This window comes from Spirillospora sp. NPDC047279, from assembly GCF_040643285.1.
GTDB lineage: Bacteria > Actinomycetota > Actinomycetes > Streptosporangiales > Streptosporangiaceae > Spirillospora.
Genome location: NZ_JBEYUA010000012.1, coordinates 25,821 through 48,181, shown reverse-complemented (window position 1 = coordinate 48,181; position 22,361 = coordinate 25,821). Strand labels below are relative to the sequence as shown.

At 72.9% G+C, this 22,361-nt stretch carries 20 protein-coding genes and 1 tRNA gene; 5 read left to right on the top strand and 16 right to left on the bottom strand.

Features of this window, described 5'->3' with window-relative positions; translation table 11 throughout:
- The first annotated feature begins 28 nt into the window (after positions 1–28).
- Positions 29–1,471 carry an NAD(P)/FAD-dependent oxidoreductase gene (locus ABZ810_RS28785; protein WP_358408598.1) on the top strand — a complete coding sequence of 481 codons (1,443 nt, stop codon included), beginning with the start codon at positions 29–31 and terminating at the stop codon, positions 1,469–1,471.
- A gap of 81 nt (positions 1,472–1,552) precedes the next feature.
- Here the strand turns inward: ABZ810_RS28785 and ABZ810_RS28780 are convergent, their stop codons facing one another.
- The 3 genes from ABZ810_RS28780 to ABZ810_RS28770 are packed head-to-tail and all read right to left on the bottom strand — an operon-like array spanning position 1,553 to position 4,526.
- Positions 1,553–2,437, bottom strand: a complete 885-nt coding sequence (locus ABZ810_RS28780) for an ABC transporter ATP-binding protein (protein ID WP_358408595.1) — start codon at positions 2,435–2,437, stop codon at positions 1,553–1,555.
- Positions 2,434–3,483 carry an iron chelate uptake ABC transporter family permease subunit gene (locus ABZ810_RS28775; RefSeq protein ID WP_358408593.1) on the bottom strand — a complete coding sequence of 350 codons (1,050 nt, stop codon included), beginning with the start codon at positions 3,481–3,483 and terminating at the stop codon, positions 2,434–2,436. Before ABZ810_RS28775 ends, ABZ810_RS28780 begins: the two co-directional genes overlap by 4 nt.
- On the bottom strand, positions 3,480–4,526 hold the full coding sequence (locus tag ABZ810_RS28770) for an iron chelate uptake ABC transporter family permease subunit (RefSeq protein ID WP_358408590.1): 1,047 nt from the start codon (positions 4,524–4,526) through the stop codon (positions 3,480–3,482). The genes ABZ810_RS28775 and ABZ810_RS28770 overlap by 4 nt, the downstream gene beginning before the upstream one ends.
- A 129-nt stretch (positions 4,527–4,655) precedes the next feature.
- On the opposite strand from ABZ810_RS28770, the gene ABZ810_RS28765 reads away from it, so the two are divergent.
- Together ABZ810_RS28765 and ABZ810_RS28760 are read left to right on the top strand one after the other, a co-directional pair.
- A complete protein-coding gene (locus ABZ810_RS28765; protein ID WP_358408588.1) occupies positions 4,656–5,687 on the top strand; it encodes an ABC transporter substrate-binding protein in 1,032 nt (343 codons plus the stop codon).
- The gene (locus ABZ810_RS28760; RefSeq protein ID WP_358408585.1) at positions 5,687–6,508 is read left to right on the top strand and encodes a siderophore-interacting protein; all 822 of its coding nucleotides are present in this window, start codon (positions 5,687–5,689) and stop codon (positions 6,506–6,508) included. Before ABZ810_RS28765 ends, ABZ810_RS28760 begins: the two co-directional genes overlap by 1 nt.
- A 1-nt stretch (position 6,509) precedes the next feature.
- Here the strand turns inward: ABZ810_RS28760 and ABZ810_RS28755 are convergent, their stop codons facing one another.
- Entirely contained in the window at positions 6,510–7,550 is a 1,041-nt protein-coding gene (locus tag ABZ810_RS28755; RefSeq protein WP_358408582.1) for a DUF6528 family protein, read from the bottom strand.
- Between the two features lie 158 nt (positions 7,551–7,708).
- Between ABZ810_RS28755 and ABZ810_RS28750 the strand changes: the two genes are divergently transcribed.
- Positions 7,709–8,602 carry a TauD/TfdA family dioxygenase gene (locus ABZ810_RS28750; RefSeq protein ID WP_358408580.1) on the top strand — a complete coding sequence of 298 codons (894 nt, stop codon included), beginning with the start codon at positions 7,709–7,711 and terminating at the stop codon, positions 8,600–8,602.
- Between the two features lie 136 nt (positions 8,603–8,738).
- Here ABZ810_RS28750 and ABZ810_RS28745 read toward each other — a convergent pair whose 3' ends face one another.
- The 5 genes from ABZ810_RS28745 to ABZ810_RS28725 form a co-directional block, all read right to left on the bottom strand.
- Positions 8,739–9,398, bottom strand: a complete 660-nt coding sequence (locus ABZ810_RS28745; RefSeq protein ID WP_358408578.1) for an isochorismatase family protein — start codon at positions 9,396–9,398, stop codon at positions 8,739–8,741.
- Positions 9,395–11,266 (bottom strand): hydantoinase B/oxoprolinase family protein, encoded by a 1,872-nt coding sequence (locus tag ABZ810_RS28740; protein ID WP_358408576.1) that lies wholly within the window; start codon positions 11,264–11,266, stop codon positions 9,395–9,397. Before ABZ810_RS28740 ends, ABZ810_RS28745 begins: the two co-directional genes overlap by 4 nt.
- A 1-nt stretch (position 11,267) precedes the next feature.
- A complete protein-coding gene (locus ABZ810_RS28735) occupies positions 11,268–13,325 on the bottom strand; it encodes a hydantoinase/oxoprolinase family protein (RefSeq protein WP_358408575.1) in 2,058 nt (685 codons plus the stop codon).
- A gap of 241 nt (positions 13,326–13,566) precedes the next feature.
- Positions 13,567–14,139 carry a hypothetical protein gene (locus ABZ810_RS28730; RefSeq protein ID WP_358408573.1) on the bottom strand — a complete coding sequence of 191 codons (573 nt, stop codon included), beginning with the start codon at positions 14,137–14,139 and terminating at the stop codon, positions 13,567–13,569.
- Between the two features lie 151 nt (positions 14,140–14,290).
- Positions 14,291–14,363 (bottom strand) — tRNA-Asn (locus tag ABZ810_RS28725).
- Positions 14,364–14,493: 130 nt separating this feature from the next.
- Between ABZ810_RS28725 and ABZ810_RS28720 the strand changes: the two genes are divergently transcribed.
- Positions 14,494–14,790: a YtxH domain-containing protein gene (locus tag ABZ810_RS28720; protein ID WP_358408572.1), complete on the top strand. Its 297-nt coding sequence runs from the start codon at positions 14,494–14,496 to the stop codon at positions 14,788–14,790.
- On the opposite strand, the gene ABZ810_RS28715 is transcribed toward ABZ810_RS28720, so the two are convergent.
- The 7 genes from ABZ810_RS28715 to ABZ810_RS28685 form a co-directional block, all read right to left on the bottom strand.
- Complete coding sequence (locus ABZ810_RS28715; RefSeq protein WP_358408571.1) at positions 14,787–15,254, bottom strand: hypothetical protein; 468 nt, start codon at positions 15,252–15,254, stop codon at positions 14,787–14,789. The genes ABZ810_RS28720 and ABZ810_RS28715 overlap by 4 nt on opposite strands.
- 17 nt (positions 15,255–15,271) lie before the next feature.
- Positions 15,272–16,591, bottom strand: a complete 1,320-nt coding sequence (locus ABZ810_RS28710; RefSeq protein WP_358408569.1) for a hypothetical protein — start codon at positions 16,589–16,591, stop codon at positions 15,272–15,274.
- A gap of 38 nt (positions 16,592–16,629) precedes the next feature.
- Complete coding sequence (locus ABZ810_RS28705; RefSeq protein WP_358408567.1) at positions 16,630–17,655, bottom strand: TIGR03617 family F420-dependent LLM class oxidoreductase; 1,026 nt, start codon at positions 17,653–17,655, stop codon at positions 16,630–16,632.
- Positions 17,656–17,776: 121 nt separating this feature from the next.
- Entirely contained in the window at positions 17,777–18,592 is an 816-nt protein-coding gene (locus ABZ810_RS28700; protein ID WP_358408564.1) for an HAD family hydrolase, read from the bottom strand.
- Positions 18,589–19,764, bottom strand: a complete 1,176-nt coding sequence (locus ABZ810_RS28695) for a cysteine protease StiP family protein (protein ID WP_358409081.1) — start codon at positions 19,762–19,764, stop codon at positions 18,589–18,591. Before ABZ810_RS28695 ends, ABZ810_RS28700 begins: the two co-directional genes overlap by 4 nt.
- Entirely contained in the window at positions 19,761–21,191 is a 1,431-nt protein-coding gene (locus ABZ810_RS28690; protein WP_358408563.1) for a phosphoribosyltransferase family protein, read from the bottom strand. Before ABZ810_RS28690 ends, ABZ810_RS28695 begins: the two co-directional genes overlap by 4 nt.
- On the bottom strand, positions 21,188–22,348 hold the full coding sequence (locus ABZ810_RS28685) for an HpcH/HpaI aldolase/citrate lyase family protein (protein WP_358408561.1): 1,161 nt from the start codon (positions 22,346–22,348) through the stop codon (positions 21,188–21,190). Before ABZ810_RS28685 ends, ABZ810_RS28690 begins: the two co-directional genes overlap by 4 nt.
- Positions 22,349–22,361: the final 13 nt, after the last annotated feature.

Genomic DNA, 22,361 nt, shown 5'->3' with positions numbered 1-22,361 from the left:
GAGGGCGTGTCAGTGTTTACTTATCCGCATGGCTGATCCGCGGGTGATCATCGTCGGTGCCGGCATGTCCGGGCTCTGCATGGCGATCAAGCTGAGGCAGGCGGGCGTCGGCGACATCACGATCTACGAGAAGGCCGGGGCGGTCGGCGGCACCTGGCGCGACAACACCTATCCGGGCCTGACCTGCGATGTCCCGTCGCGCTTCTACCAGTTCTCGTTCGCCACCAACCCCGAGTGGACGCACCTCTACTCCCCCGGTCCCGAGATCTGCGCCTACCTCGACGACATCGCCGACCGCTTCGACGTCCGGCGCCACATCGTCTTCGGCACCGAGGTCACCGCCGCCCGGCACACCGGCGGGCGCTGGCACGTCGAGACCTCGGCGGGCGGCACGGACGAGGCCGACTTCCTCGTGACCGCGACCGGCGTGCTGCACCATCCCCGCCACCCCGACATCCCCGGCCTCGGCACGTTCGCGGGCGCGACGTTCCACTCCGCGCGCTGGGACCACGACGTCCCGCTGCGCGGCCGCCGCGTCGCCGTCGTCGGCACCGGCTCGACCGGCGTGCAGATCACCGCCGACCTGGCCGGCACCGCGGGCCGCCTGCTGCTCTTCCAGCGCACCGCGCAGTGGATCCTGCCGGCACCCAACCGCGCGTACAGCAGGTTCACCCGCGCCGCGCACCGCCGTCTGCCCGTGCTCGACCGCCTCGGCTACCGCTGGCACGAGACCGTCATCAGCAAGGTGCTGTCCCAGGCCATCATCAAGCCCGGCTGGCAGCGCCGGCTCATCGGCGCGATGTGCCGCCGCAACCTCAACAAGGTCGCCGACCCGGACCTGCGCCGCAGGCTGACACCGCCCGACGAGCCGATGTGCAAGCGCCTCATCGCCTCCGGCGGCTTCTACGACGCGGTCCAGCGCGACGACGTCGAGCTGGTCACCGACACGATCTCGCACGTCGAGCCGCGCGGGATCGTCACCGCGGACGGCCGGCTGCACGAGGCCGACGTGCTGGTGCTGGCGACCGGGTTCGACGCGCACGCCTACGTCCGCCCGATGGGGCTGGTGGCGCCCGACGGCCGCACGCTCGAGGAGGCCTGGCGGGACGGCCCGCGCGCCTACCGGACCGTCGCGCTCCCCGGCTTCCCCAACCTCTTCTTCCTGATGGGCCCGCACAGCCCGATCGGCAACTACTCCCTGATCGCGATCGCCGAGGCGCAGGCCGGCTACATCACCGGCTGGATCAGGCGCTGGCGGGCCGGGCTGGTCACCTCGATGGCGCCCCGGGCCGACGCGACCGAGGCCTACAACGAGGCGATGCGGCAGGCGATGCCCCGGACGATCTGGACCAGCGGCTGCGCCAGCTGGTACCTCGGCAAGGACGGCCTGCCCGAGTTGTGGCCGTGGACGCCGCGCGACCACGCCCGCATGCTCAGCACGCCCGAGTTCGCCGAGTTCGACGTCTCCTGACGACGCGGCGTCTCACGAGAACGCGCGTCTCACGAGAACGCGCGTCTCACGAGAACGCGCGTCTCCCCGGAGCCCGGGGTCTCACGAGGCGCGGGCGCGCACGCGGGACGAAGCGGGGACGACCAGCGGGCTCCCGGTCTCGGGGCAGTCGATGACCCGGCACGGCAGGCCGAAGACCTGCTCGACCAGGTCGGCGGTGACGACCGTGCCGGGGTCTCCCTCGGCGACGATCCGGCCCTCGCGCATCGCGATCAGGTGGGTGGCGTACCGCGTGGCTTGGTTGAGCTCGTGCAGCACGGCGACGACCGTGCGGCCCTCCTCGTGCAGCCGCGCGCACAGGTCGAGGATCTCGATCTGGTGGGCGATGTCGAGGTAGGTGGTCGGCTCGTCCAGCAGCAGGATCGGGGTCTGCTGCGCGAGCGCCATCGCGATCCACACGCGCTGCCGCTGGCCGCCCGACAGCTCGTCCACGTAGCGGTCGGCGAGGTCGTCGACGCCGGTGGCGGCCATCGCCTCCAGCACGACCCGCTCGTCCTCCCGCGACCACTGCCGCAGCAGGCCCTGGTGCGGGTACCGGCCGCGGGCCACCAGGTCGGCGACCGAGATCCCGTCCGGCGCGATGGACGTCTGCGGCAGCAGGCCGAGCGTGCGGGCCAGCTTCTTGGCCGGCCACGCCCCGATCCGCTCGCCGTCCAGCACGACCGTCCCCGCCGACGGCTTGAGGATGCGGGCGAGGGCGCGCAGCAACGTCGACTTGCCGCACGCGTTCGGGCCCACGATCACGGTGAACGAGCCGTCCGGCACGACGACGTCGAGGCCCTCGGCGATGACGCGCCGGTCGTAGGCCAGGGTGAGGCCCTCGCCGGTCAGCCGCGCGGGCACGTCGTCCCGCGGCACGGTGCCGTCCTGCGGAGTGACGCCGCCCCGGGGAGAGACGTCGTCCTGCGGAGTCGCGTCGTGCTTCATATCCGTCCCGTCTTACGTTCCGTGGCCAGCAGCCACACGAGGTATCCGCCGCCGAGCAGCCCGGTCACCACGCCGACCGGGAGCTGGTGGCCGGGGAAGAGCCGCTGCCCGGCGAAGTCGGCGGTCACCAGCATCGCCGCGCCCAGGCAGGCCGCGGGCAGGAGGTTGGGGCCGGGCGCGCGGGTGAGCCGCCGCGCCAGCTGCGGCGCGGTCAGCGCGACGAAGTTGACGGGGCCGGCCGCGGCGGCGGCGAACGCCGCGAGCAGCACCGCCGCGCCGAGCAGGACCAGCCGCACGCGCTCGATCCGGACGCCCAGGCCGTGCGCCGCGTCGTCGCCCATCTCCAGCATGCGCAGCTGGCGCCCGCACCCGACCATGACCAGCGGGATCAGCACCGCGAGCGCGACGAGCACCGGTGCCGCGTCCGCCCAGTCGCGGCCGTCCAGGCTGCCGGTGATCCACAACACCGCGCGCGCCGCGTCGGTGAGCTCGGCCTCGGTGATGAGGTAGCCGTTCACGCCGGTGAGGATCGCGGCGACGCCGACGCCGACGAGGATGAGCCGCTGCCCGTGCGCGCCGTGGCGCCCGGTCAGGACCAGGACGAACAGGCCGGTGAGGATGCCGCCCGCGACCGCGCCGGCCGCCGCGGCCAGGCTGCCCGCGCCGAACAGCACGATCGCGGCGAGCACGCCCGTGGCGCTGCCCTGGGTGAAGCCCAGCAGGTCGGGGCTGCCGAGCGGGTTGCGCGACAACGACTGGAAGATCGCTCCGGCCATGCCGAGCGCGGCGCCGACGGCGAGCCCGGTGACGGCGCGCGGCAGCCGGATCTCGTTGACGATGAACGAGTCGGCCGGGTGGCCGTTGCCCAGCAGCGTCCGCACGACCTGGCCGGGGCTCAGCTGGAAGTCGCCGCTGCCGATGACCAGCACCGCGACGCCGAGCCCGGCGACGAGGAACGCCGCGCAGGCCAGGACGGCGCGCGGCTGGAACCGCAACGAGAGGCCCCCGGCGGTGCGGACGACGCCGGAGTGCACTGGACGCTTCACGAGGCCACCGTCCTGCGCCGCCGCACGAAGTAGAGGAAGAACGGGCCGCCGAGCACGACCGTGACGACGCCGACCTGGAGTTCGGAGGGGCGCACGATGACGCGTCCGATGACGTCCGCGAGGAGCATCAGCGCGGGCGACAGCAGCGCGCAGTAGGGCAACATCCAGCGCAGGTCGGGCCCGGTCAGCGAGCGCACCAGGTGCGGCACCATCAGCCCGACGAACACGATCGGCCCGCAGGCGGCGGTCGCGGCGCCGCACAGCAGCGTCACGGCGATGATCGCCAGGGTCCGGGTGCGCGCGGGGTCGGCGCCCAGCGAGGTCGCGGCGTCGTCGCCCATCGCCACCGCGTTCAGCGGCCGGGCGAGCGCCAGCGACAGCAGGAGCCCGACGGCGACGAACGGCAGGACGCGCACGACCGTCTCGGGCTGGGCGGCGGCCAGCGAGCCGACCGTCCAGAACCGCATGCGGTCGAGCGCGGCGGTGTCGAGCAGCATCACCGCGTTGACGTAGGAGAACAGCGCGGCGTTGAGCGCGGCGCCCGCGAGCGCGAGCCGGGCGGGTGTGGCGCTGCGCCCGCCGCCCACCACGTAGACGGCGACCGACACGACCGCGGCGCCGATGAACGCGAACCACACGTACCCCAGGAACGAGGTCACGCCGAGGAAGGAGATCGCTGTGACGACGACGGCGGCGGCGCCGGCGTTGATGCCGAGCAGTCCCGGGTCGCCGAGCGGGTTGCGGGTGGCCGACTGCATCACGGCGCCGGCCAGGCCGAGCGCGATGCCGACGAGGAGGCCGAGCAGGGTGCGCGGCAGCCGCATCTCGTGCACGACCGTGTAGGCGGGCGAGGCGCTGTCGACGAGCCCCTGCCACGCCTCGTTCAGCGAGAGCGGCTTGGCCCCGACGGCGAGGCTGAGCGCGACGACGGCGAGCAGTGCGAGCAGTGCGCCGAGCAACCCGGCCGTACGTGCCGCGTAGCGGCCACTCCCCGGCGGGCGCGCGGCGGGCGCGTCCGGGGGCGGAGCTTTCGTGAGGGTCACCTGCGGGGCTTTCGGACGGTGGCGAAGGCCGTGGAGGCCCCCTGGACTGGACAAAGGCTTAGGTTAGGTTAACCTAAGCGATCGAATCGGGCCATCAGGAACCCCCGCACCTTCAGGAGCATAATCACCATGTCAGACAGCCGAGCCTCGCATTTCTCGCGCCGGGGATTCCTCGCCGCAGGTGGCGCCACCGCCCTTGGAGCGTTCCTGACCGCCTGTGGCGGCGACAGCGGCTCCGGCTCGGGCTCCGGCACGTCGGGCGGCGGCGCCTGGACGTTCACCGACGACCGCGGCAAGAAGGTCGACCTGCCCGCCAAGCCCACCCGCATCGTCGCCTACGTCGGCGCCGCCGCGATCCTCGCGGACTACGGGGTGTCCGACCGCGTCACCGGCGTCTTCGGCCCGCAGAAGCTCAAGGACGGCAGCCGCGACCCGCAGGCCGGCGAGCTGGACGTGAACAAGGTCACCTCGATCGGCAACGCGTACGGCGAGTTCAACATCGAGAAGTACGCCTCGCTGCGGCCCGAGGTGATGGTCGGCCACATGTTCGTCAAGGACGACATCTTCTACGTGCCGCCGGAGAGCAAGGACAAGATCCTCGCCCTGGCGCCGCAGGTCGCCATCTCCACCGGCGACGCGCCGCTCCCCAAGCCGATCGAGCGGTACGCCCAGCTCGCGGTCTCGCTCGGCGCCGATCTCAACTCCGCGCAGAACAAGGCGGCCAAGGACCGTTTCGACAAGGCGTCCGAGGCCGTGCGGCAGGCCGCCAAGGCCAGCGGCGGGCTCAAGGTCCTCGCGTGCTCGGCGACCCCCGACCTGTTCTACGCCTCCAACCCCAGCAAGAACTCCGACCTCTGGTACTTCAAGGACCTCGGCGTCGACCTCATCGTCCCCAACAAGCTCGACAAGGACGACTACTTCGAGGGCCTCAGCTGGGAGAACGCCGACAAGTACAAGGCCGACCTGCTCCTGCTGGACAGCCGCACCCAGGCCCTGCAGCCCAAGGACCTCGGCTCCAAGCCGTCCTGGAAGGACCTGCCCGCCGTCAAGGCGAACCAGGTGCTGGGCTGGCAGGCCGAGCCGCGCTTCTCGTACGCGGGCTGCGCGCCGATCCTCGAAGAGCTCGCCAAGACCATCCAGTCGGCCAAGAAGGTCTCCTGATGGCGGCCGAGGCTCCGTGGCGGTTCTTCGACCTGCACGTCGTGCGGGCCGAGCGGCTCAGCCCGCACATGGCACGCGTGACGTTCGGCGCGGACGACCTCGGCGGTTTCGTGTCCGGCGGCCGGGACCAGCGGATCAAGCTCTTCTTCCCCCACCCGGGGCAGGAGGAGACCGTGGTCCCCCGGTCGCCGGAGGACTGGTTCGGCGAGTGGCGCGCCCTCGACCCCGACGTGCGCGGCATCATGCGCACCTACACCGTGCGGGCGCAGCGCGCCGGCGAGGTCGACATCGACTTCGCCCTGCACGGTGACGTCGGCCCGGCCTCGCGCTGGGCCGGCGCGGCCCGTCCCGGCCACACCGTCGTGGCGCTCGGCCCCACGCTCGCCGACAACGGCGGCGTGGAGTTCGAGCCGCCCGCCGGCACCGGCTCGTTCGTCATCGCCGGCGACGAGACCGCGCTGCCCGCGATCGGCGCCATCCTCGACTGGCTGCCCGCGGGCGGCCGGGCCCGGGTCTGGATCGAGGTCCCCGAGCCCGCCGACCGGCAGGACCTGCGCTCGGCCGCCGACACCGAGATCACCTGGGTGGAGCCGGGCACCCTGATCGACACGATCAGGGCCGCCGACCTGCCCGCGGACGCCTACTGCTGGATCGCGGGCGAGGCCGGCGCCGTCCGCGGCCTGCGCCGCCACCTGGTGAACGAGCGCGGCTACGACCGTTCCGCCGTCGAGTTCATGGGCTACTGGCGGCGCGGCGCGGGCGAGGAGCAGCTGCTCGCCGAGTCGCTCGCCGGCCAGAACCCGCACACCGGCGAAGACTGACTCACTGGTACCTGGGCACGAACCAGCGCGCCTTGTAGAACTGCGCGCCGGTGAGTGTCCGGGTGGCGGTGGACCGCCCGAACAGCTCGACCGTGTCGGTGCACCACGTCGTCGCGCACCCCTGCCGCGGCCTGGTCAGCAGTACCTGCCTGGTCACGGGGTCGTCCCCCACCGCCTTGACGATCGGCAGGTTCACGCTCGTCGCGTAGCGGTAGTCGGTCCTGAACGTCCCCGTGCGCTTGTCGAACTGGTAGACGCCGTAGTTGGTGGTGATCCACAACCGCCCCCGGTTCGCGTACACCGGCGCCAGGTCGTGCCCGCCCTGGGTGGGCAGCGCCACCCTCCGCACCTCGCTCAGCGTCGGCGCCGCGGCCGTCCCGCCGACCTTCAGCTCGACCAGGTCGTCGTCGCCGATCGCCCACAACACCTCGCGCTTCGGGTCCCAGAGCACCCCGTGGCCGCCCTTGAGCCTGAACTCGGTGTACGTGGCGCTGGCCGGCCCCTGCGACGCCGTGTACACGCGGACCCAGCCGCCCGTGCTCGCCGCCGCCGCGATGTTGCCGTCCGGCAGCAGTTCGGCCGCGTGGACGTTGCTGGGCCGTCCCGCGTTCACCGCCCAGCGGCGCCTGCCCGAGGGGTACTCGACCGCGCCGATGTAACCCCACGAATCACCGGCGAGCACGTAGGTCCTGCGTCCCGCCGAGCGCACTCGCACGTCCGACACCGCGCCCCAGCCGTCGGCCACGTCGCCGAAGCCGCCCTCGGCGGTCGGCGCCCACGACCACCTCGCCGCGCCCGCGTTCCACTCGCGCGCCGCGTCCAGCACCCAGATCCGGTCGAAGCCCTGGTCACCCCCGATCACCAGCCCCCGGGCGGTCCCGCCGACCCTGACCTTGGCCGCCAGTTCGGACTTGAGCGCGGCCGGCAGCGGGTCGGTCGCGGGCGGGGGCTCGGGCGCGGCGGGCCCGGGCGCGGCGGCCACGGGCGAGGCCGACATCAGGCTGGTGGCGAAGACTCCGGCGAGCAGGGCTCGGCGCAACATGGGACCTCCTGGGGGAGCGGATCGTGCGCCGTGATCGTGCGCCGGCGACACGACCCGCAGGAGACCGGAGGGCGTCCTCCAAATGATCACTAAAGGTCCGTCCGCGCCCGTGACCGATCGCAACGGCCCCGGCCCCGCGGTGGGCCTACTATCCGGACATGCAGCTGATGCACTACGGCGCCAGGCGGCTGACCCGCCCCGCCGCCGACTTCCGGCTCTTCGGCCTCGATCCCCTCACCGGCCTGATCGGCGCGGAGCTCGACCTCGACCTGACCGCACCGCTCTCCGCCGAGGTCACCGCCGAGCTACGCCGCGCGCTCCTCGAATGGAAGGTCCTCTTCTTCCGCGACCAGGACCTCACCCCCGAACGCCATCTGGAGATCGCCCGCATCTGGGGCGAGCCCGAGGCCAACCCGTTCTTCCCCCGGGCCGGTGCCGCGGCCATCTCCCGCCTGGCCAAGGACGCGCGGTCCATGGGCATGGAGAACATCTGGCACTCCGACCACTCGTTCCTCGCCGAGCCCGCCCGGCTGTCGGTCCTCCGCGCCGTCGAGGTCCCGCCCTGCACCGGCGACACCCTGTGGGCCGACATGGCCGCCGCGTACGACAACCTCCCCGCCGACGTCAAGTCGCGCATCGACGCCCTGGAGGCCGAGCACGACTGGGTCGCCAGCTGGGGCCTCCTCATGACCGAGGAACAGATCGCCGAGCTGCGCGAGCGCCTCCCCACCGTCCGCCACCCGGTCGTCAAGAAACACCCCGAGACCGGCCGCCCCACCCTCTACGTGAACGAGCCGTTCACCACCCGCATCCTGGGCGCGGACGACGAGCTCCTCGAATACCTCCGCGCCCAGGCCCGCGTCCCCGAGTACCAGGTCCGCTTCCGCTGGGCCCCCGGCTCGGTCGCCATCTGGGACAACTGGGCCGTCCAGCACTACGCCGTGAACGACTACCACCCCCAGCCCCGCGTCATGGAACGCGTGGCCGTCGCCGGCACCGGCTGGCTCCAGCCTTCCCGGCGAACGCGCCACCCTGCTGCGCGTCATACGTGAACTGGACAACCGGCATCAGGTCCTGATGCTCGCCGACCGCGCGGCGTCCGGCGTCCCGTTCACCATCCCCAGGTGGCCAGCCGGATCAGGCAATTCAATGAGCGCTACGGCCAGCAGGTCGCGGGGGCGCCGGTGGTCAGCGGCGTTTCAGGCGTTCGATCACCTCTGGCTCGTCGCTGACCTCGGCGTATTTGGCCTGGAGGTCGAAGAGGTTGGCCTCGTGGGGGCGGGGGTCGCGGTCGCCGACGGCCTGGCGGACGACGACGGGCGGGTAGCCGTGCGAGATGGCGTCCACCGCGGTGGCGCGCACGCAGCCGCTGGTGCTCACGCCGCAGATCACCAGGGTGTCGATGCGCGCGGCGGCGAGGGTCGCCGACAGGGACGTGCCGAAGAAGGCGCTCGGGTACTGCTTGACCAGCACCAGCTCGTCCGGGCGGGGCGCGACCTCCGGCATGATCTCCCCGAGCTCGGGGTGTTCGGCGTCGGCGGCGAAGTGCCGCAACGCGGCCACCTTGCGGTAGAAGACGCCGCCGTCCACCCCGCCGGGGCCGTACGCGACACGGGTGTGCAGCACCGGCACGCCACCGAGCCGGGCCGCCTGGACGACCCGGGCGGCCGACTCCAGGCAGTCGCGGCCGCCCAGGTACAGCTCGGCGCCGGGCTGGAAGTAGGCCCGCACCATGTCGATGACGATCACCGCGGGCGACTCGCCCCACTCCAGCGTCCGGCCGAACCCGGCCGAGGAGTAGTCCTCGGCCAGGTTCCTGTCCGGCCGGGCGGGCGGATCGGAGCTCATGCCGACACCGGCGGCTGGGGCGCGGGCAGGCCCGTCTCGGCCTCGCAGTTGGCGAGGATCTCCTCCAGCGGCGGGCCCATGTTGAAGACGGGCAGCTCGGCGGGACGTTCGCCGCGCAGCCGTTCGCGCAGGAGGGCGGTGGCGTCCGCGTCGAGGACGCCGTCCGCGGAGACGACCACGCCGTACCGGGCGGCGCCGTCCGCGCTCAGCAGGCCGCGGCGCACCTCCAGGGCGACGAGGTCGGCGGCGCGGGCGAGCGGGTCGCCCCATCCGCCGCCGCCCCAGGTGACGAAGTGCAGCACGTCGCCGCGCGCGACCGGCACGTCGTGGATCTTGCTGGGCAGCACCTCGACGGTGCCGTCCGCCCGTTCGATCCACTTGCGGCCGCGGGCGCCGGGGTCGCCGCCGTTGACGCCCCACGGGTAGGTGAGCCAGCGGTCGTCGTGGATCGCGATCGTGCCCGGCTCCAGGAACCGGTACGCCACGTCCACCCCGTTGCCGCCGCGGTGCAACCCGGCGCCGCCGGTGTCGGGGACGGTCTCCCAGCGCTCGATGCGCAGCGGGTAGTAGGACTCCAGGTACTCGCAGGGGATGTTGACGAACGAGGGCCACAACGAGTGCCCGTCGGGGCCGTCGCCGATGGGGCGGCCGGGGATCCCGCCGAAGCCGATGGAGTAGAGCTGGAACCACTCCCCCTCGCGGTCGCCGTCGGAATAGTGGCCGGAGTACATGAAGTGCGGCGAGGACGAGAAGCCGGCCGCGTTGAGCAGGTCGGGCGTCTTCTGCCCGAGCAGCCCGCCGAACAGGTCGAAGATCCGGCCGACGCCGTGGTTGCGGGCGTTGAGGGCGGCGGGGAACTCCGGCTTCCAGAAGCTCTTGTCCGGGATGTGCACGTCGACCAGCGGGTAGAAGCCGTCGTTCCACAGGATCTGCGGGTCGGCGACGGTGATCATGTAGATGCCGAAGAACATCCGGGCGAGGTTCTCGTTGATGTAGTAGTTGATCGGACCGGGCGACTGCGGGTCGCTGCCGGTGAAGTCGAGCAGCACCTTGTCGCCGGTGCGGGTCAGCGAGAGCGTCAGCTTGTACGGGCCGTACCCGACGCCGTCGTCGCAGATGTAGTCGGAGAAGCTGATCGTCTCGCCGTCCTCGAACAGCGTGGTCAGCAGCACCTTCATCGCCTGGTAGTTGCGGTCGAGCAGGGCGTCCAGCGTGGACAGGTAGGTGTCGGCGCCGAACCGGGCGCACAGTTCCTGGATCCGGCGGGACGCGGTGCGGCAGGCCGCCACGATGCCGTTGAGGTCGGCCCGGTTCCAGTCCGGCTGCCGCACCTGGTTGAGGATGATCCGCAGCGCGTCCTCGTTCAGCACGCCCTTGTTGTAGAGCTTGAACGGCGGGATGACGACGCCCTCTTCGAAGATCGTGTGCGCGTCGGTGGGCATCGAGGAGACCGTCTTGCCGCCGACGTCGGACATGTGCCCGAACATCGACGCCCAGCCGACCACCCGCCCGTCGACGTAGACCGGCATCACCACCAGCCAGTCGTTGGCGTGGCTGATGGCGCCGTCGCAGGAGTAGGGGTCGGACGTCAGCAGGACGTCGCCCTCCTCGATCGTCCCCTCGAACCGGTCGAGCAGCGCCGGGATCGACAACCCGAACTGCCCGACGACCATCTTGCCCTCGGCGTCGCCGATCAGCGGGAACTCGTCGTGCTGCTCGCGGATGCCGGGCGACAGCGCGGTGCGGAACAGCACCTCGTCCATCTCGTAGCGGGCGTTGCGCAGCGCGTTCTCGATGATGTCGACGGTGACCGGGTCGACCTCGACCCGGGCGTGCGGCGTGCCGTTGCTCTGGATGATCTGTGCCATGTCAGGCCTCCGGGCGGATCAGCAGGCTGCCGCCGACGTGCACGGTCGCGGCGTGGCCGGGCAGGACGAGGGTGGTGGAGTCCATCTCGGTGACGATCGCGGGGCCGGGGATCACGTCACCGGCCCGCAGCAGCGTCCGGTCGTAGACCGTCGCCTCGGTCTCGGCGCCGTCCACGTACACGCGGGTGGTGCCGGACGCCGCGGCCGCGGGATCGCCGTCTCCCTTGGGCAGCTCGGGGGCCTGGACGTTGGGGCGCGGGCCGCTGACCGCGGCGCGCGCGCTGACCAGCTCGTGCTCGTTGCTCAGCAGGAACGAGAACAGCCGCTCGTGCGCGGCGTCGAACGCCTTGCCGAGCGCGGCCAGCCCGCCCCCGCCGTCGAACGTCGCGATGTCGACCGGCACCGGGATCTCGAAGCCCTGCCCGTGGTACCGCAGGTCGACCTGGTAGGTGACGGTGTGACCGTCGCGCGGCACGCCCTGCGCCTCCAGCGTCGCCGCGGCGGTCTCGGCCAGCTCGGTGAGGATGCCGTGCAGCTCGGCGTCGGTGAGCTCGCCGAACCGCCGGATGTAGGTGCGCGCGGCCTCGTCCCGCATGCTGGTGGTCGCGTCGCCGTAGGCGCACAGCACGCCCGGCGACGGCGGGATGATGACCGGCCAGGCGCCGGTCAGCCGGCCCAGCGCGTTGGCGTGCAGCGGCCCGGCCCCTCCGAAGGCGACCAGCGCGAAGTCGCGCGGGTCGAAGCCCTGCTGCACCGAGACCAGCCGGAGCGCCCCGAACATGTTCTCGTTGACGATGTCGATGATGCCCTGCGCGGCGGCCTCGACGCTGGGCAGCCCCATCGCCTCGGCGACCGTGCCGACCGCCGCCCGCGCCGCCGCCCGGTCCAGGGTGATCTCGCCGCCCGCCAGCTCGGCGGGCAGGTTGCCGAGCACGACGTTCGCGTCGGTCACGGTCGGCTCGGCGCCGCCCTTGCCGTACGCGGCCGGCCCCGGCTCGGCGCCCGCCGACTGCGGCCCGACCCGCAGCGCCCGGGTGAGCTCGGGAACGTGCGCGATCGACCCGCCGCCGGCGCCGACCGTCCGCACGTCCACCGACGCGGCCCGGACGGTGAGGTCGCCGACGCTGGTCTCCCGGCCGATCCTGGCGGTGCCGTCCTGGACGAGCGCCACGTCGGTCGAGGTCCCGCCCATGTCGAACGTCAGCAGATCGCTGAACCCGGCCTGGTTCGCCGCCCAGATCGCGCCGGTGACACCGCCGGCCGGCCCGGACATCAGCAGCGACACCGGGTTGCGCGCCGCGATCTCGGCGCTCGCCAGCCCCCCGTCACTGCGCAGGATGTAGAGCCCGCCGTCGACCCCCGCCTCAGTGATCTTGCCGGCCAGCCCGTCCATGTACCGGGCGACCTGCGGCTGCACGTACCCGTTCGCCACCGTGGTGATCGTCCGCTCGTACTCCCGCAGCTCGGGCAGCACGCGGGACGACACCGACACCGGCACGCCGGGCAGTTCCTCCGCCGCGATCTCCGCGATCCGCCGCTCGTGCGCCCCGTTCACATAAGAGTTGATCAGCGAGACCGCGAGCGCCTCCACCCCGCTCTCCCCGAGCCGCCGCAGCCCCTCCCGCACCCCGTCCTCGTCCAGCTCCGTGACGACCGAACCGTCCGCGCCGATCCGCTCCGTCGCCTCGATCGTGTTCTCCAGCGCCGCCAGCGGCTCGGGCTTGGGCCAGATGATCCAGCCGGCCAGCCCGCCCGGCACGAACGACCGCGCGATCTGCAGCACCTGCCGGAACCCGCGGGTGGTGACGAGCCCGACCTTGGCGCCCTTCCCCTCCAGCACCGCGTTGGTCGCGACCGTCGTCCCGTGCAGCACCTGCCCGATCTCGCCCGGCGAGATCCCGGCCTCCTCGGCGGCCTTGCGCATCCCGGCGAGCACGCCGACCGACTGGTCGTGAGGCGTCGAGGGCGTCTTCGCTCGGAACGTCCGCCCGCTCTCCTCGTCGATGAGAAGGATGTCGGTGAACGTCCCTCCGACGTCCACACCCAGTCTGTAACGCACGAGGGCCTCCTGTTCCATTGTCAGATCACTCCGCCCCGTCGAACGCCCGCAGGGCCTTGAGCAGGACCGTCGCGCGCATGAGCGAGCCGACCAGCCTCGCTGTGAGATGTACACATTTAGTACATCCAAAACCGTCTGACAAGGGAAAACTCAAATATTTCAGGCACATTGCATACATATGCCCCCGTCCACCCCACACGGCCTACGAGCGGCACGAAACCGGAGGGCTATGTGCGCGTTCCTAGAGCCCGGCCGGATGCGCGGACAGCCAGCCCGCATGGCGGCTCTTCAGGACGTCGCGGTCGTGAACGGTCGGAGCGATGACGTCGCCTCCACCGTCGTACGGGTGGTAGAGCCACCTGAGATCCGGCGGGCCGATGATCACATGGCCGAGCTCGTCGTCGGCCACGCTCCGCAGCAACGGGTCCAGAGCCGTCCTCTCAAGGGAAGCCATACTGACGCACAACGTCAGCGGCGTCTCGAAGACCGAGCGTTCGTCAGGCTCGATCGTCAGCCAGGGCACCGCACCGGGATGGGTCCGCGGGTCGGGAGCAGCGCCGACACGTGCGCCCGCGAAGTATCCGGCGATCAGATAGAGGCCCTCATCAGCCCCGAGCTCGGCCAGGAGGCTGCGATGACGGCCGAGGACGACGCCGTATTCCTCTTCCGTCTCGGCGTACCGCTTGGACCCGGGGAGACTGTGAAACCGCACCCAGCGATCGGCATGCCGGCCGCGAAGCTCATGCGCGATCGGCCTACCGCCCCACCGCGCCCGCCACGCGGCGGTGAGCGCTCCCACCTCGTCCTCAGTCACGATCTCCACCTCGAGCAGCACCGGACCGGAAACGGGATCCGAAGACCACGTGAGGACACCCTAGGCACTCACCCCGGTCCCCGCTCAAACGATCAGGCCCGCACCCCACAGGGGTACGGGCCTGGCCTGACGCTTTGAGGGGATACAAGAGCTCCCGCGATTGGACTCGAACCAATAACCTGCCGGTTAACAGCCGGCTGCTCTGCCGATTGAGCTACGCGGGATCGTGGCGGGCTCTCGCCCTGCCAGCGGCTCTAGATTAGCGCATCCGGGGAGCGCTTCGCGCAGTCAGGGGACTGGTCACGCGGTTCCTGGGTATGTCTGGCTGGACGATCCAGCACCTGGGGGGTGGACATGAAGTACCGCGCGATGTTCGTCGCGGGCGCCGCTGTCGGCTACGTCTTCGGAACGCGGGCCGGGCGAGAGCGGTACGACCAGATCCGGAGGGCTTCGCGGAAGGTCGCGGAGAACCCGACCGTCCAGGAGGCCGCGGGGATCCTGCGGGCCAAGGGCGGTGAGCTGGCCGGGGTGGCCAGGGTCAAGGGCGGTGAGCTGGCCGGGGCCGCGGCGGGCAAGGCCGGGGAGGCCATGCACAAGCTGCCCGGGCGCCGGGAGACGGAGTCCGAGGACGTCCGGGAGCCGGTGGGCTAGAGCCCGGTCTGGCGACGGAGGGATTCGAGGATCTGCTCCGCTTGGGCGCGCAGGCCGGGGTCCGCGGGGTCCAGGCCGGCGTCGAAGACGAACGACCAGCTTACGTCGCCGCCGTCCAGGGGGCGGCGGCCGGCGATCCTGACCGTGCCGCCGCCCGGGAGGCTCGCCTGGTGGTTGATCGCGATGGTGGCGGTGACGCGTTCGCGGACGGTCTCGGGGACGGAGCCGGGGTCGGTCAGGCGGACGTGGTGCTCGGGGCCGCCGGAGGCCTCGGTGACGTGGAGGGCGCCGTTCTGCCAGCCGGCCTGGTCGATGCGCTCCCAGGGGACGCGGGTGAAGCCGCCCTCGGCGGTGGGCAGGTGCAGGGCCGTGGTGGTGGCGACGACGTGGGAGCCCCCGCGGGTGGGGGCGTGGGCGAGCACGCGCTCGCGGCGGTGGAGGTCCAGCTTCACGGGCGAGCGCATGGGTCAACGGTAGGCGATCACGCCGCCTGGGGTGCGCGCCGGGCGCCCAGAAGGTCCAGGACGAGGGCGGCGGACCAGCTGTAGTCGTGGCTGCCGCGGCCGGTGCCGTCGAACGGGTCGAAGTACTCGCGGAACCCCGACTGGCGGACCAGCCGCAGCGTGGAGCCGTAGAGCAGGTCGGCGATCACGGTCAGGTCGTGGCCGAGGGCGCCGTACCAGAGCAGCCAGTTGGTGTTGATCCAGGTGGGCCCCCTCCAGTAGCAGCCGCGGTCGAACGAGGGGGCCTGGATGTCGCAGGACGGGACGGGGTAGCCGGCCGCGCCGGCGAAGCGGGCGGAGAGCAGCAGGTCGACCAGGGTGCGGATCACCGGGTGCGGCAGGTCCGGGTCGAGGAGGGGGCCGAACGAGGAGACGGTGACGACGGGCAGCAGCCGGTCGTCGCGCAGGTCGCGGGCGCGGAAGCAGCCGGTGTCGCGGTCCCACAGGCGGTCCAGGAGGCCGTGGTGGATGTGCCCGGCCTGTTCCCGGTGGGGGCGCGGGTCGGCGCCGATGATCACGGCGATCTCGGCGAGGGCGTGCGTGGACGCGAGGTAGGTGGCGTTGACCAGCGGGTCCTGGACGGCGAACGGGTGCTCGTCGCGGAGGTAGCCGTTCCCGTACCCGGCGTCGCGGAGGGTGGTGACGAGCCACACGTACCGGTCGTAGTCCTCGCCGGTGGGCAGGGTGCGGGGTACGCGGCGCGGCGCGTAGCCGGTGGGCGGCAGCTGGAGCGCGCCGAGCGGGCGGTCCCAGGCGGGGCTGTTGTCCAGGCCCGCCTCCCAGGGGTGGCAGATCGCCATGAGGCCGCTGTCGTCCAGGTCGCGGGCGGCGGCGAGGTAGGCGTGCTGGGCGGCGAGCCGCGGGTAGAGGTGGGCCAGGAAGTCGCGGCTGTCCTCGGCGTCGCGGGCGCATTCGTGCAGGCGCAGCGCGGCCAGGGCGTGCAGCGGCGGGTGGGTGAGGCCGGAGGTGTGCACGCCGCGTGGCGCGTCGGGGTGCCGGTCGCTGCGCCACAGTTCGGGGCCGGGGAAGTAGGCGAGCCGGGACTCGCTGGAGTTGAACACGATGTGCGGGAGAAGGCCGTTCGCCCACTGCCCCCGGAAGAGGGAATCCAGCTCGGACTCGGCGCGGTCCTGCCGGTGGCGCGCCAGGCCCATGCTGATGAACGCCGAGTCCCAGCTCCACTGGTGGGGGTAGAGGCCCGGGGACGGGACGGTCGCCGCCCCGGTCCAGTTGGCGTCCAGCACCCGCGCCGCTGCCTGCCACAGCGCGCTCTCGTCGCCGGTCAGACGGGGACTCATAGCCTGAGAGTGACCCTCCGATCGCGTTCTGGCCACCCCTAGGACGGCACGGGCTCACAGGTGATCTCGTGGATGCGGGCGACCAGGCCTGCCCAGGTGCCCGGATCCTGGTGGAACGGTCCCATCAGGGTCACGCGGCGGCACAGCGCGCCGTACCGCCGTACCAGCAGTTCGGGGATGTCCTTCAGCTCGCCGCAGACCGCGAACTCCTCGACCAGGTCGTCCCCGATCAGGGCGGGCATCGCGTTCCAGCGGCCCTGCCGGGCGAGCGCGGTGAGCTCGTCGTGCAGCCCGGCGCGGCCGACCGACTCCAGGACGCGCCGGTACGCGGGCGCGGCGCCGTAGAAGGCGATGGCCTCGCGCGCCCGGCGCCGGGACCGTTCGCAGGCCTCGTCGGTCGCGCCGGTGACCAGGAGGGCGGGCGCCACGACCTCGATGTCCTCCCAGCTGCGGCCCGCCTCGTGCAACCCTCGTTCGAGCTCGGGAACGGTGGTCTCGCGCAGGTGCGCGGCCGAGGTGAAGCCGTGCAGGATCAGCCCGTCGGCGAGCTCGCCCGCCAGCCGGGTCATCCGCGGGCCGACCCCGGCGAGGTAGATCTTCGGCGGGCCGAACGGGTGCGGCGGCGGCGTGAAGTGCGCGTGCGGGACGGCGTCGTTCTGCCAGGACCGCCAGATCGTGCGGACGGTCCGGATCGTCTCCCGGATCCGCGGCACCGGCGGCTGGAACGACACCGCGTACTGCAGGCCGTCGCCCGGCACGGGCACGCGCCCGCCGGCCTGCGCCCCCACCTGGGCTCCGAGGCCGAGCACGAACCTGCCGCGCGAGTACTCCTGGAGGTCGTTGGCGAGGTGGGCGAGGGTGCGCGGGCTGCGGCCGAGCGCGAGCGCGATGGACGTGCCGAGCCCGATCCGGACGGTGTGCTCGGCGGCCCCGGCGAGCGGCAGGAACGGATCGTGGCAGGACTCGGCGGTGTAGAGGGCATCGAAACCGATGTCCTCGGCGAGACGGGCGAGCGCGGAGATCTGCCGGAGCTCCGGGCCCCCCACAGCAACGTCGACCTTCATGCCGCGCCTCCGGGGTGGTCGCGCACCGTGGATTAACGCGATTGTGACGGCAGAAGGCGACCAGGACGACCCCTTATTCGCCGTCGTTTCTCTTCGTCGCGGGGCGCTCGTTCGTGATTGTTCACGCCCCGGTGCCCGCGGCGCGCTCCAGCAGCCACCCGACGATCTCCTCACCGGCGGCGATTCCGTGCGCGGCGGTGACGGCGGTGCGGGGCGAACTCCAGCCGGTGTCGTGCAGTTCGCCGTGCGCGGGACGGATCGCGGCGTCGGCGAACTCCAGCAGTTCGATGTCGAGCAGCGAGTCGCCGGCGGCCAGCGTGGCGGTGGCGCCGGTCCGGCGCGCGACCTCGGCGGCGGCGTCGGCCTTGGTGAGCGTCTCGGGCAGGCAGTAGACCTTGCGGCCCTGGAGGGAGACCCGCCAGCCGCGCTCGGCGCACCAGCCGGTCAGGTCGGCGGTCCAGCCCGCCGGGAGCGCCGCCCGGTCGACGACCGCGTACGCGAAGAGGCCGGCGGCGGTCCTCAGCTTCAACATGAACTCGCCGCCGGCGCCGCGCAGGTGCTCGTGCACCTCGGCGAGCTCGGCCCGGCCCCCGCCGGCGATCCGCGCACGGACGGCGGCCGACCACTCCCGGTCCTCGACGCCGTCGACCAGAATGTGGCCGCCGTTGGCGCAGATGGCGTACGCGGGCGGCTTCTCCAGCAGGTGCACCCGCGCGTACTGCTCGATCGTCCGCGTCGTCGTCGGGACGAACGTCGCGCCGGCGGCGAGCAGTTCCAGCCCGCGCGCGGCGGTCTCGGTCACGTACGACAGCGGCGCCGCCTGGTAGAGCTCCACGCACAGCAGGCGCGGCAGCCCGGCGTCGGGGCCGGCCAGCGCCATCGAGTTGACCGAGTAGATCAGGGTGCGGTCGAGGTCGGAGCAGACCAGGGGGATCACTGCACGGCGCCCTTCCCGAAGCGGGGGTGGATGAGGCCGACGCAGGCGTACGGCAGCGACGCGGGGTCGACGTCGAGCACGGGTACGCCGCGTTCGGCGGCGAGCAGGCGGATGTGGCGCAGGTCGTCGCCGGCGTCGGCGCGCGCGAGGACCTTCCAGGGAACGCGGCGCAGCAGCACCCGGGTGGTCTCCCCCACCCCGGGCTTGATCAGGTTGAGGTCGCCGACGCCGTGCGCGGCGCCCACCCGGCGCACGGCCTCCCAGCCGGACCAGTCCGGCGTACGGTCGGCGGCGATCAGCGGCGGGGCGTCCTTGGCCACCCGTTCGGCGACGTCGTCGAACCGCGCGCTCACCGCGTCGAGGAACAGCGCGGACACGTCGGCGCCGGCCAGCTCGGCGTAGAACTTGGCGCCGTGGAAGTCGCCGGGGCCGATCAGCCGGTCGTTCAGCACGGTTCGGCTGACCAGGCCGGACACCGTCGAGTTGAGGCAGGCGGACGGGACCAGGAAGTCGTCGCGCGTCCCGAAGACCGGGGTGCACCGGCCCGGGTCGGCCAGCACCGCGAGCCGGGCGGAGAAGCGGTGCCCGTACGCGGCGGCGTGCTCGTCGAGGGCGGCCGCCAGCTCCCGGGTGATGGCGCCCTTGCCGGTCCAGCCGTCGACGAACATGACGGACGCCGGGTCGTGGTGCGCGGCGAGGTACCGCAGCGCGGTCGCGTCGATCCCGCGCCCGCGGACGATGCTGGCCGCGTAGTGCGGCAGGTCGAGGCCGTGCGCGAACCGCGCCCAGCGCCGCACCAGCACGCCGACCGGCGTCCCGGCGCGGGCCAGCGACACGAGCACGGCGTCCGGGCCGCGCTCGGCGAGGATCATCTCGGTGATCAGCCCGACCGCGTGCGCGAGCCGTCCGGCCGTCGCCTCCAGCGCCTCGTGGAAGAGCCGCTGGTAGGCCTCGCCCGGCTGGTACTCGACCGGCAGCGACTCGGCGTAGTGCGCGGCGCCCGCCTGGATCGCGGCCTCGCGTTCCTCGGTCGGGGCCTCGAGCCGGACGTCCGACAGGTCCTTGAGCAGCCAGGCCACCTCGGAACGGGCGTAGCTCCCGAACTCCGGCCCGTACAGCGGCTCGGGCAGCGGCCCGGACGGCCGGGGCGGCCGGGGCGGCCCGCCGGTCATCGCGCGCACCTCGCCGCCTCCTCGGGGATCACCACGAGGACGACGCGCGCCGGCGCGGCCAGCTCCGCCAGGAGCCCGTCGCGCAGCGCCGCGGTGTCGCCCGGCTCGTCCACGACCAGGACGATCGTGTCGAATCCGGCGTCGACGTTGTAGGCGTACCGCTCCCCCGGCCCGTCGGCCGGGTCGTCGTGGGCCGGGAACCGCAGCCGTGTCCGGATCGCGTACCCCGGGTCGTCCACCGCCAGCACCGGCGAACGCGTGGTCGTCGAATACCGCACGGCCGCCTCCGGCAGGGCGTCCGCCAGGGCCTCAGCGAGCCGCAGCGGCGCGTACATCAGCTCCTCGAAGCCCAGCACCAGAACGCGCTTCCCCTCCCGCACGGCGGGAACCAGGCGCGCCGCCATCGCCGGAAGCTCCTTGTCGAGCCGCTCCCGGTCGTGCGGCGCGAAGCCGTGCCGCCCGCCCTCGGGCAGCCCCCGCGGCCAGCCGACATCGACTCGCGCCACGCCCTCTCCCGCGCCGGAACGCGCGCCGTTCACCGAACGCGCGGTCTCGCCGGGCGGTTCGCGCTCCAGCTCGGCGACGAGTGACAGGCCCGCCTCCAGGATGCCGTCGGGCAGCTCGACCCGGCCGCCGGCGAGCGCGACGGCGTCGATCCGCGCGCCGAGCCTGGCCCCCAGGCCCGCCATCCGCGCCCGGTCGTCCTCGCCGCGCAGGTCGACCAGCGCCGCGAGGACGTAGTGGCGCCGCGGGCGCAGGGCGTGCAGCGCCTCGATCGTGTTGAGGACCGTGCGCCCGGTGGACAGCTCGTCGTCCACCAGTACCAGCGGGGCGTCCGTCTCCAGATCGGAAGGGTCGGCCGGGAGCAGCAGGTGGCTGGTGGCGTGGCTGTGCTCCTCCTCGAACCCGCCGTACGTGGCGAAGCCCGCGACCGGCCGCCGCGTCGAATGCAGGTAGTACGCGCCGCCGAGGGCGTCCGCGACCGAGTGCCCCAGCGCCGTGGCGGTCTCCGCGTACCCCAGCACCACCGCGTCGACCGGCGCCCGCGGCTCCCGAAGCCGGTCGCGCAGCGCACAGGCCGCGCCCGCGGCGCCCGGCTCGTCCGCCAGCGCTCGCGCCAGCAGGGCGCCCAGCGGGCCGGTCGCGGCGGGGACGCCGGTCAGCACGGCGCGGACGAGCTCGCCCAGCAGCCGTCCCGCCCCGTACACCAGGCGCGGATCGGTCGGCACGTGCTTGCCGAGGACGGCCGACACCAGCAGGTGCGCGCGCCGCGGGTTGCGGCGCACGGCCAGCCCGACGAGATCGCTCAGCCCGACCCCCAGCGGGCGGTCGCCGTCGGCCGGCCGGACGTCCAGCCGCCCCGCGACCCACTCCCCCGCCCACACGGACCCCGCCGCGCCCGCACCGGCGGCGCGTGCCGCGTTCACCGGCCACCCGCGGCGGCGTCGAGCAGTTCCACGAACGTGACGTCCTCGGCCGCCACGCCGAAGACGTGGGCGCGCAACATCAGCCGTTCCGCCCAGGCGCGGTGCGGCCCGGCCTCGTTCATCTTGTTGGCGTACGAGCTGGCCATCGCGCCTCCCCCGGACACGCCGAGGATGTCGGCGGCGTCGCAGTACTCCTCGTGCGTCACCACCGAGAGCGCGTGCACGGCCGTCACGTGGGTGGGATGGATCACGGTCTTGCCGGTGAGCCCGTTGGCCTTGTCGAGGTGGACCTCGCGGATCAGGCCGTCGAGGTCGGCGGTGATCAGCCGCTGCCGCAGCGGCGCGGCGCGCTGGGCGTCGAACGGCGACTGCCGGAGTTGCGGCTTGAACATGCGCTCGCCGGCCGAGAAGTACTCCCAGACCGGCCCGGTGACCACGAACCCTGTGCCGTCGGCGCGGCCCAGGATGTTGACCACGTCGGAGATCACTCCGGCCACCGGCTGGATGTCGTAGATCGTCAGGTCCGGCGGGCGGCGCAGCCCGTACGCGGCGGACATGTCGGTGGCGCCGAGCCGCACCGCCAGGACGCGCTCGCGGTGCTTGGCCAGCAGCAGCGCCACGTCCTGGAGCATCTCGGCGCGGGTCTCGCGGTAGACCGCCTCGCGGCTCTCGATCACCGGCATGGCCAGCAGGCGGCGCCCGGTGCTCTCGGCGGTGGCGCCGAGGGCCTCCAGGAACGCCGCGCCGCCGGACGCGGTGAACTTGGGCAGGACGAAGCCGCTGACCAGCTCCAGGGCGTCGCCGAGCCGGCCGGCCATGTCGCCGATCTGCTCGGGGGTCCTGACCCGGATGAACAGCAGCGGCGCCTCGATCCGCTCGGCGTGCACGCGGCGCAGGTGCGCGGCGGCGTTGGCCTCCGCGGCGGGCACGTCCTCGTCGGCGATCGAGTCCTCGAGGCAGATGACCATGCTGGTCACGCCGCGGCGGTGCGCCTTGGCGATGTCGTCGGCGAGCGCGGGCCGGATGGCGGGGCTGTAGAGGGTGGCGCCGAGCGCCACCGCCAGGACCTCCGGGTCCGCGTGGCGGTCGAAGCGGCGCGGCTGCCGGTAGAACAGGTGTTTGCGGTAGGCGGTGTCGATGTGGTCAAAGTGCCGCATGCACGCTGGGTCC

What these genes read in the sequence shown, in the direction of transcription:
- ABZ810_RS28785 (WP_358408598.1), top strand. Translation starts at nt 29, where the DNA reads ATGGCTGATCCGCGGGTGATCATCGTCGGTGCCGGCATGTCCGGGCTC.
- ABZ810_RS28780 (WP_358408595.1), bottom strand. Translation starts at nt 2,437, where the DNA reads ATGAAGCACGACGCGACTCCGCAGGACGACGTCTCTCCCCGGGGCGGC.
- ABZ810_RS28765 (WP_358408588.1), top strand. Translation starts at nt 4,656, where the DNA reads ATGTCAGACAGCCGAGCCTCGCATTTCTCGCGCCGGGGATTCCTCGCC.
- ABZ810_RS28760 (WP_358408585.1), top strand. Translation starts at nt 5,687, where the DNA reads ATGGCGGCCGAGGCTCCGTGGCGGTTCTTCGACCTGCACGTCGTGCGG.
- ABZ810_RS28755 (WP_358408582.1), bottom strand. Translation starts at nt 7,550, where the DNA reads ATGTTGCGCCGAGCCCTGCTCGCCGGAGTCTTCGCCACCAGCCTGATG.
- ABZ810_RS28750 (WP_358408580.1), top strand. Translation starts at nt 7,709, where the DNA reads ATGCAGCTGATGCACTACGGCGCCAGGCGGCTGACCCGCCCCGCCGCC.
- ABZ810_RS28745 (WP_358408578.1), bottom strand. Translation starts at nt 9,398, where the DNA reads ATGAGCTCCGATCCGCCCGCCCGGCCGGACAGGAACCTGGCCGAGGAC.
- ABZ810_RS28740 (WP_358408576.1), bottom strand. Translation starts at nt 11,266, where the DNA reads ATGGCACAGATCATCCAGAGCAACGGCACGCCGCACGCCCGGGTCGAG.
- ABZ810_RS28720 (WP_358408572.1), top strand. Translation starts at nt 14,494, where the DNA reads ATGAAGTACCGCGCGATGTTCGTCGCGGGCGCCGCTGTCGGCTACGTC.
- ABZ810_RS28715 (WP_358408571.1), bottom strand. Translation starts at nt 15,254, where the DNA reads ATGCGCTCGCCCGTGAAGCTGGACCTCCACCGCCGCGAGCGCGTGCTC.
- ABZ810_RS28710 (WP_358408569.1), bottom strand. Translation starts at nt 16,591, where the DNA reads ATGAGTCCCCGTCTGACCGGCGACGAGAGCGCGCTGTGGCAGGCAGCG.
- ABZ810_RS28705 (WP_358408567.1), bottom strand. Translation starts at nt 17,655, where the DNA reads ATGAAGGTCGACGTTGCTGTGGGGGGCCCGGAGCTCCGGCAGATCTCC.
- ABZ810_RS28695 (WP_358409081.1), bottom strand. Translation starts at nt 19,764, where the DNA reads ATGACCGGCGGGCCGCCCCGGCCGCCCCGGCCGTCCGGGCCGCTGCCC.
- ABZ810_RS28685 (WP_358408561.1), bottom strand. Translation starts at nt 22,348, where the DNA reads ATGCGGCACTTTGACCACATCGACACCGCCTACCGCAAACACCTGTTC.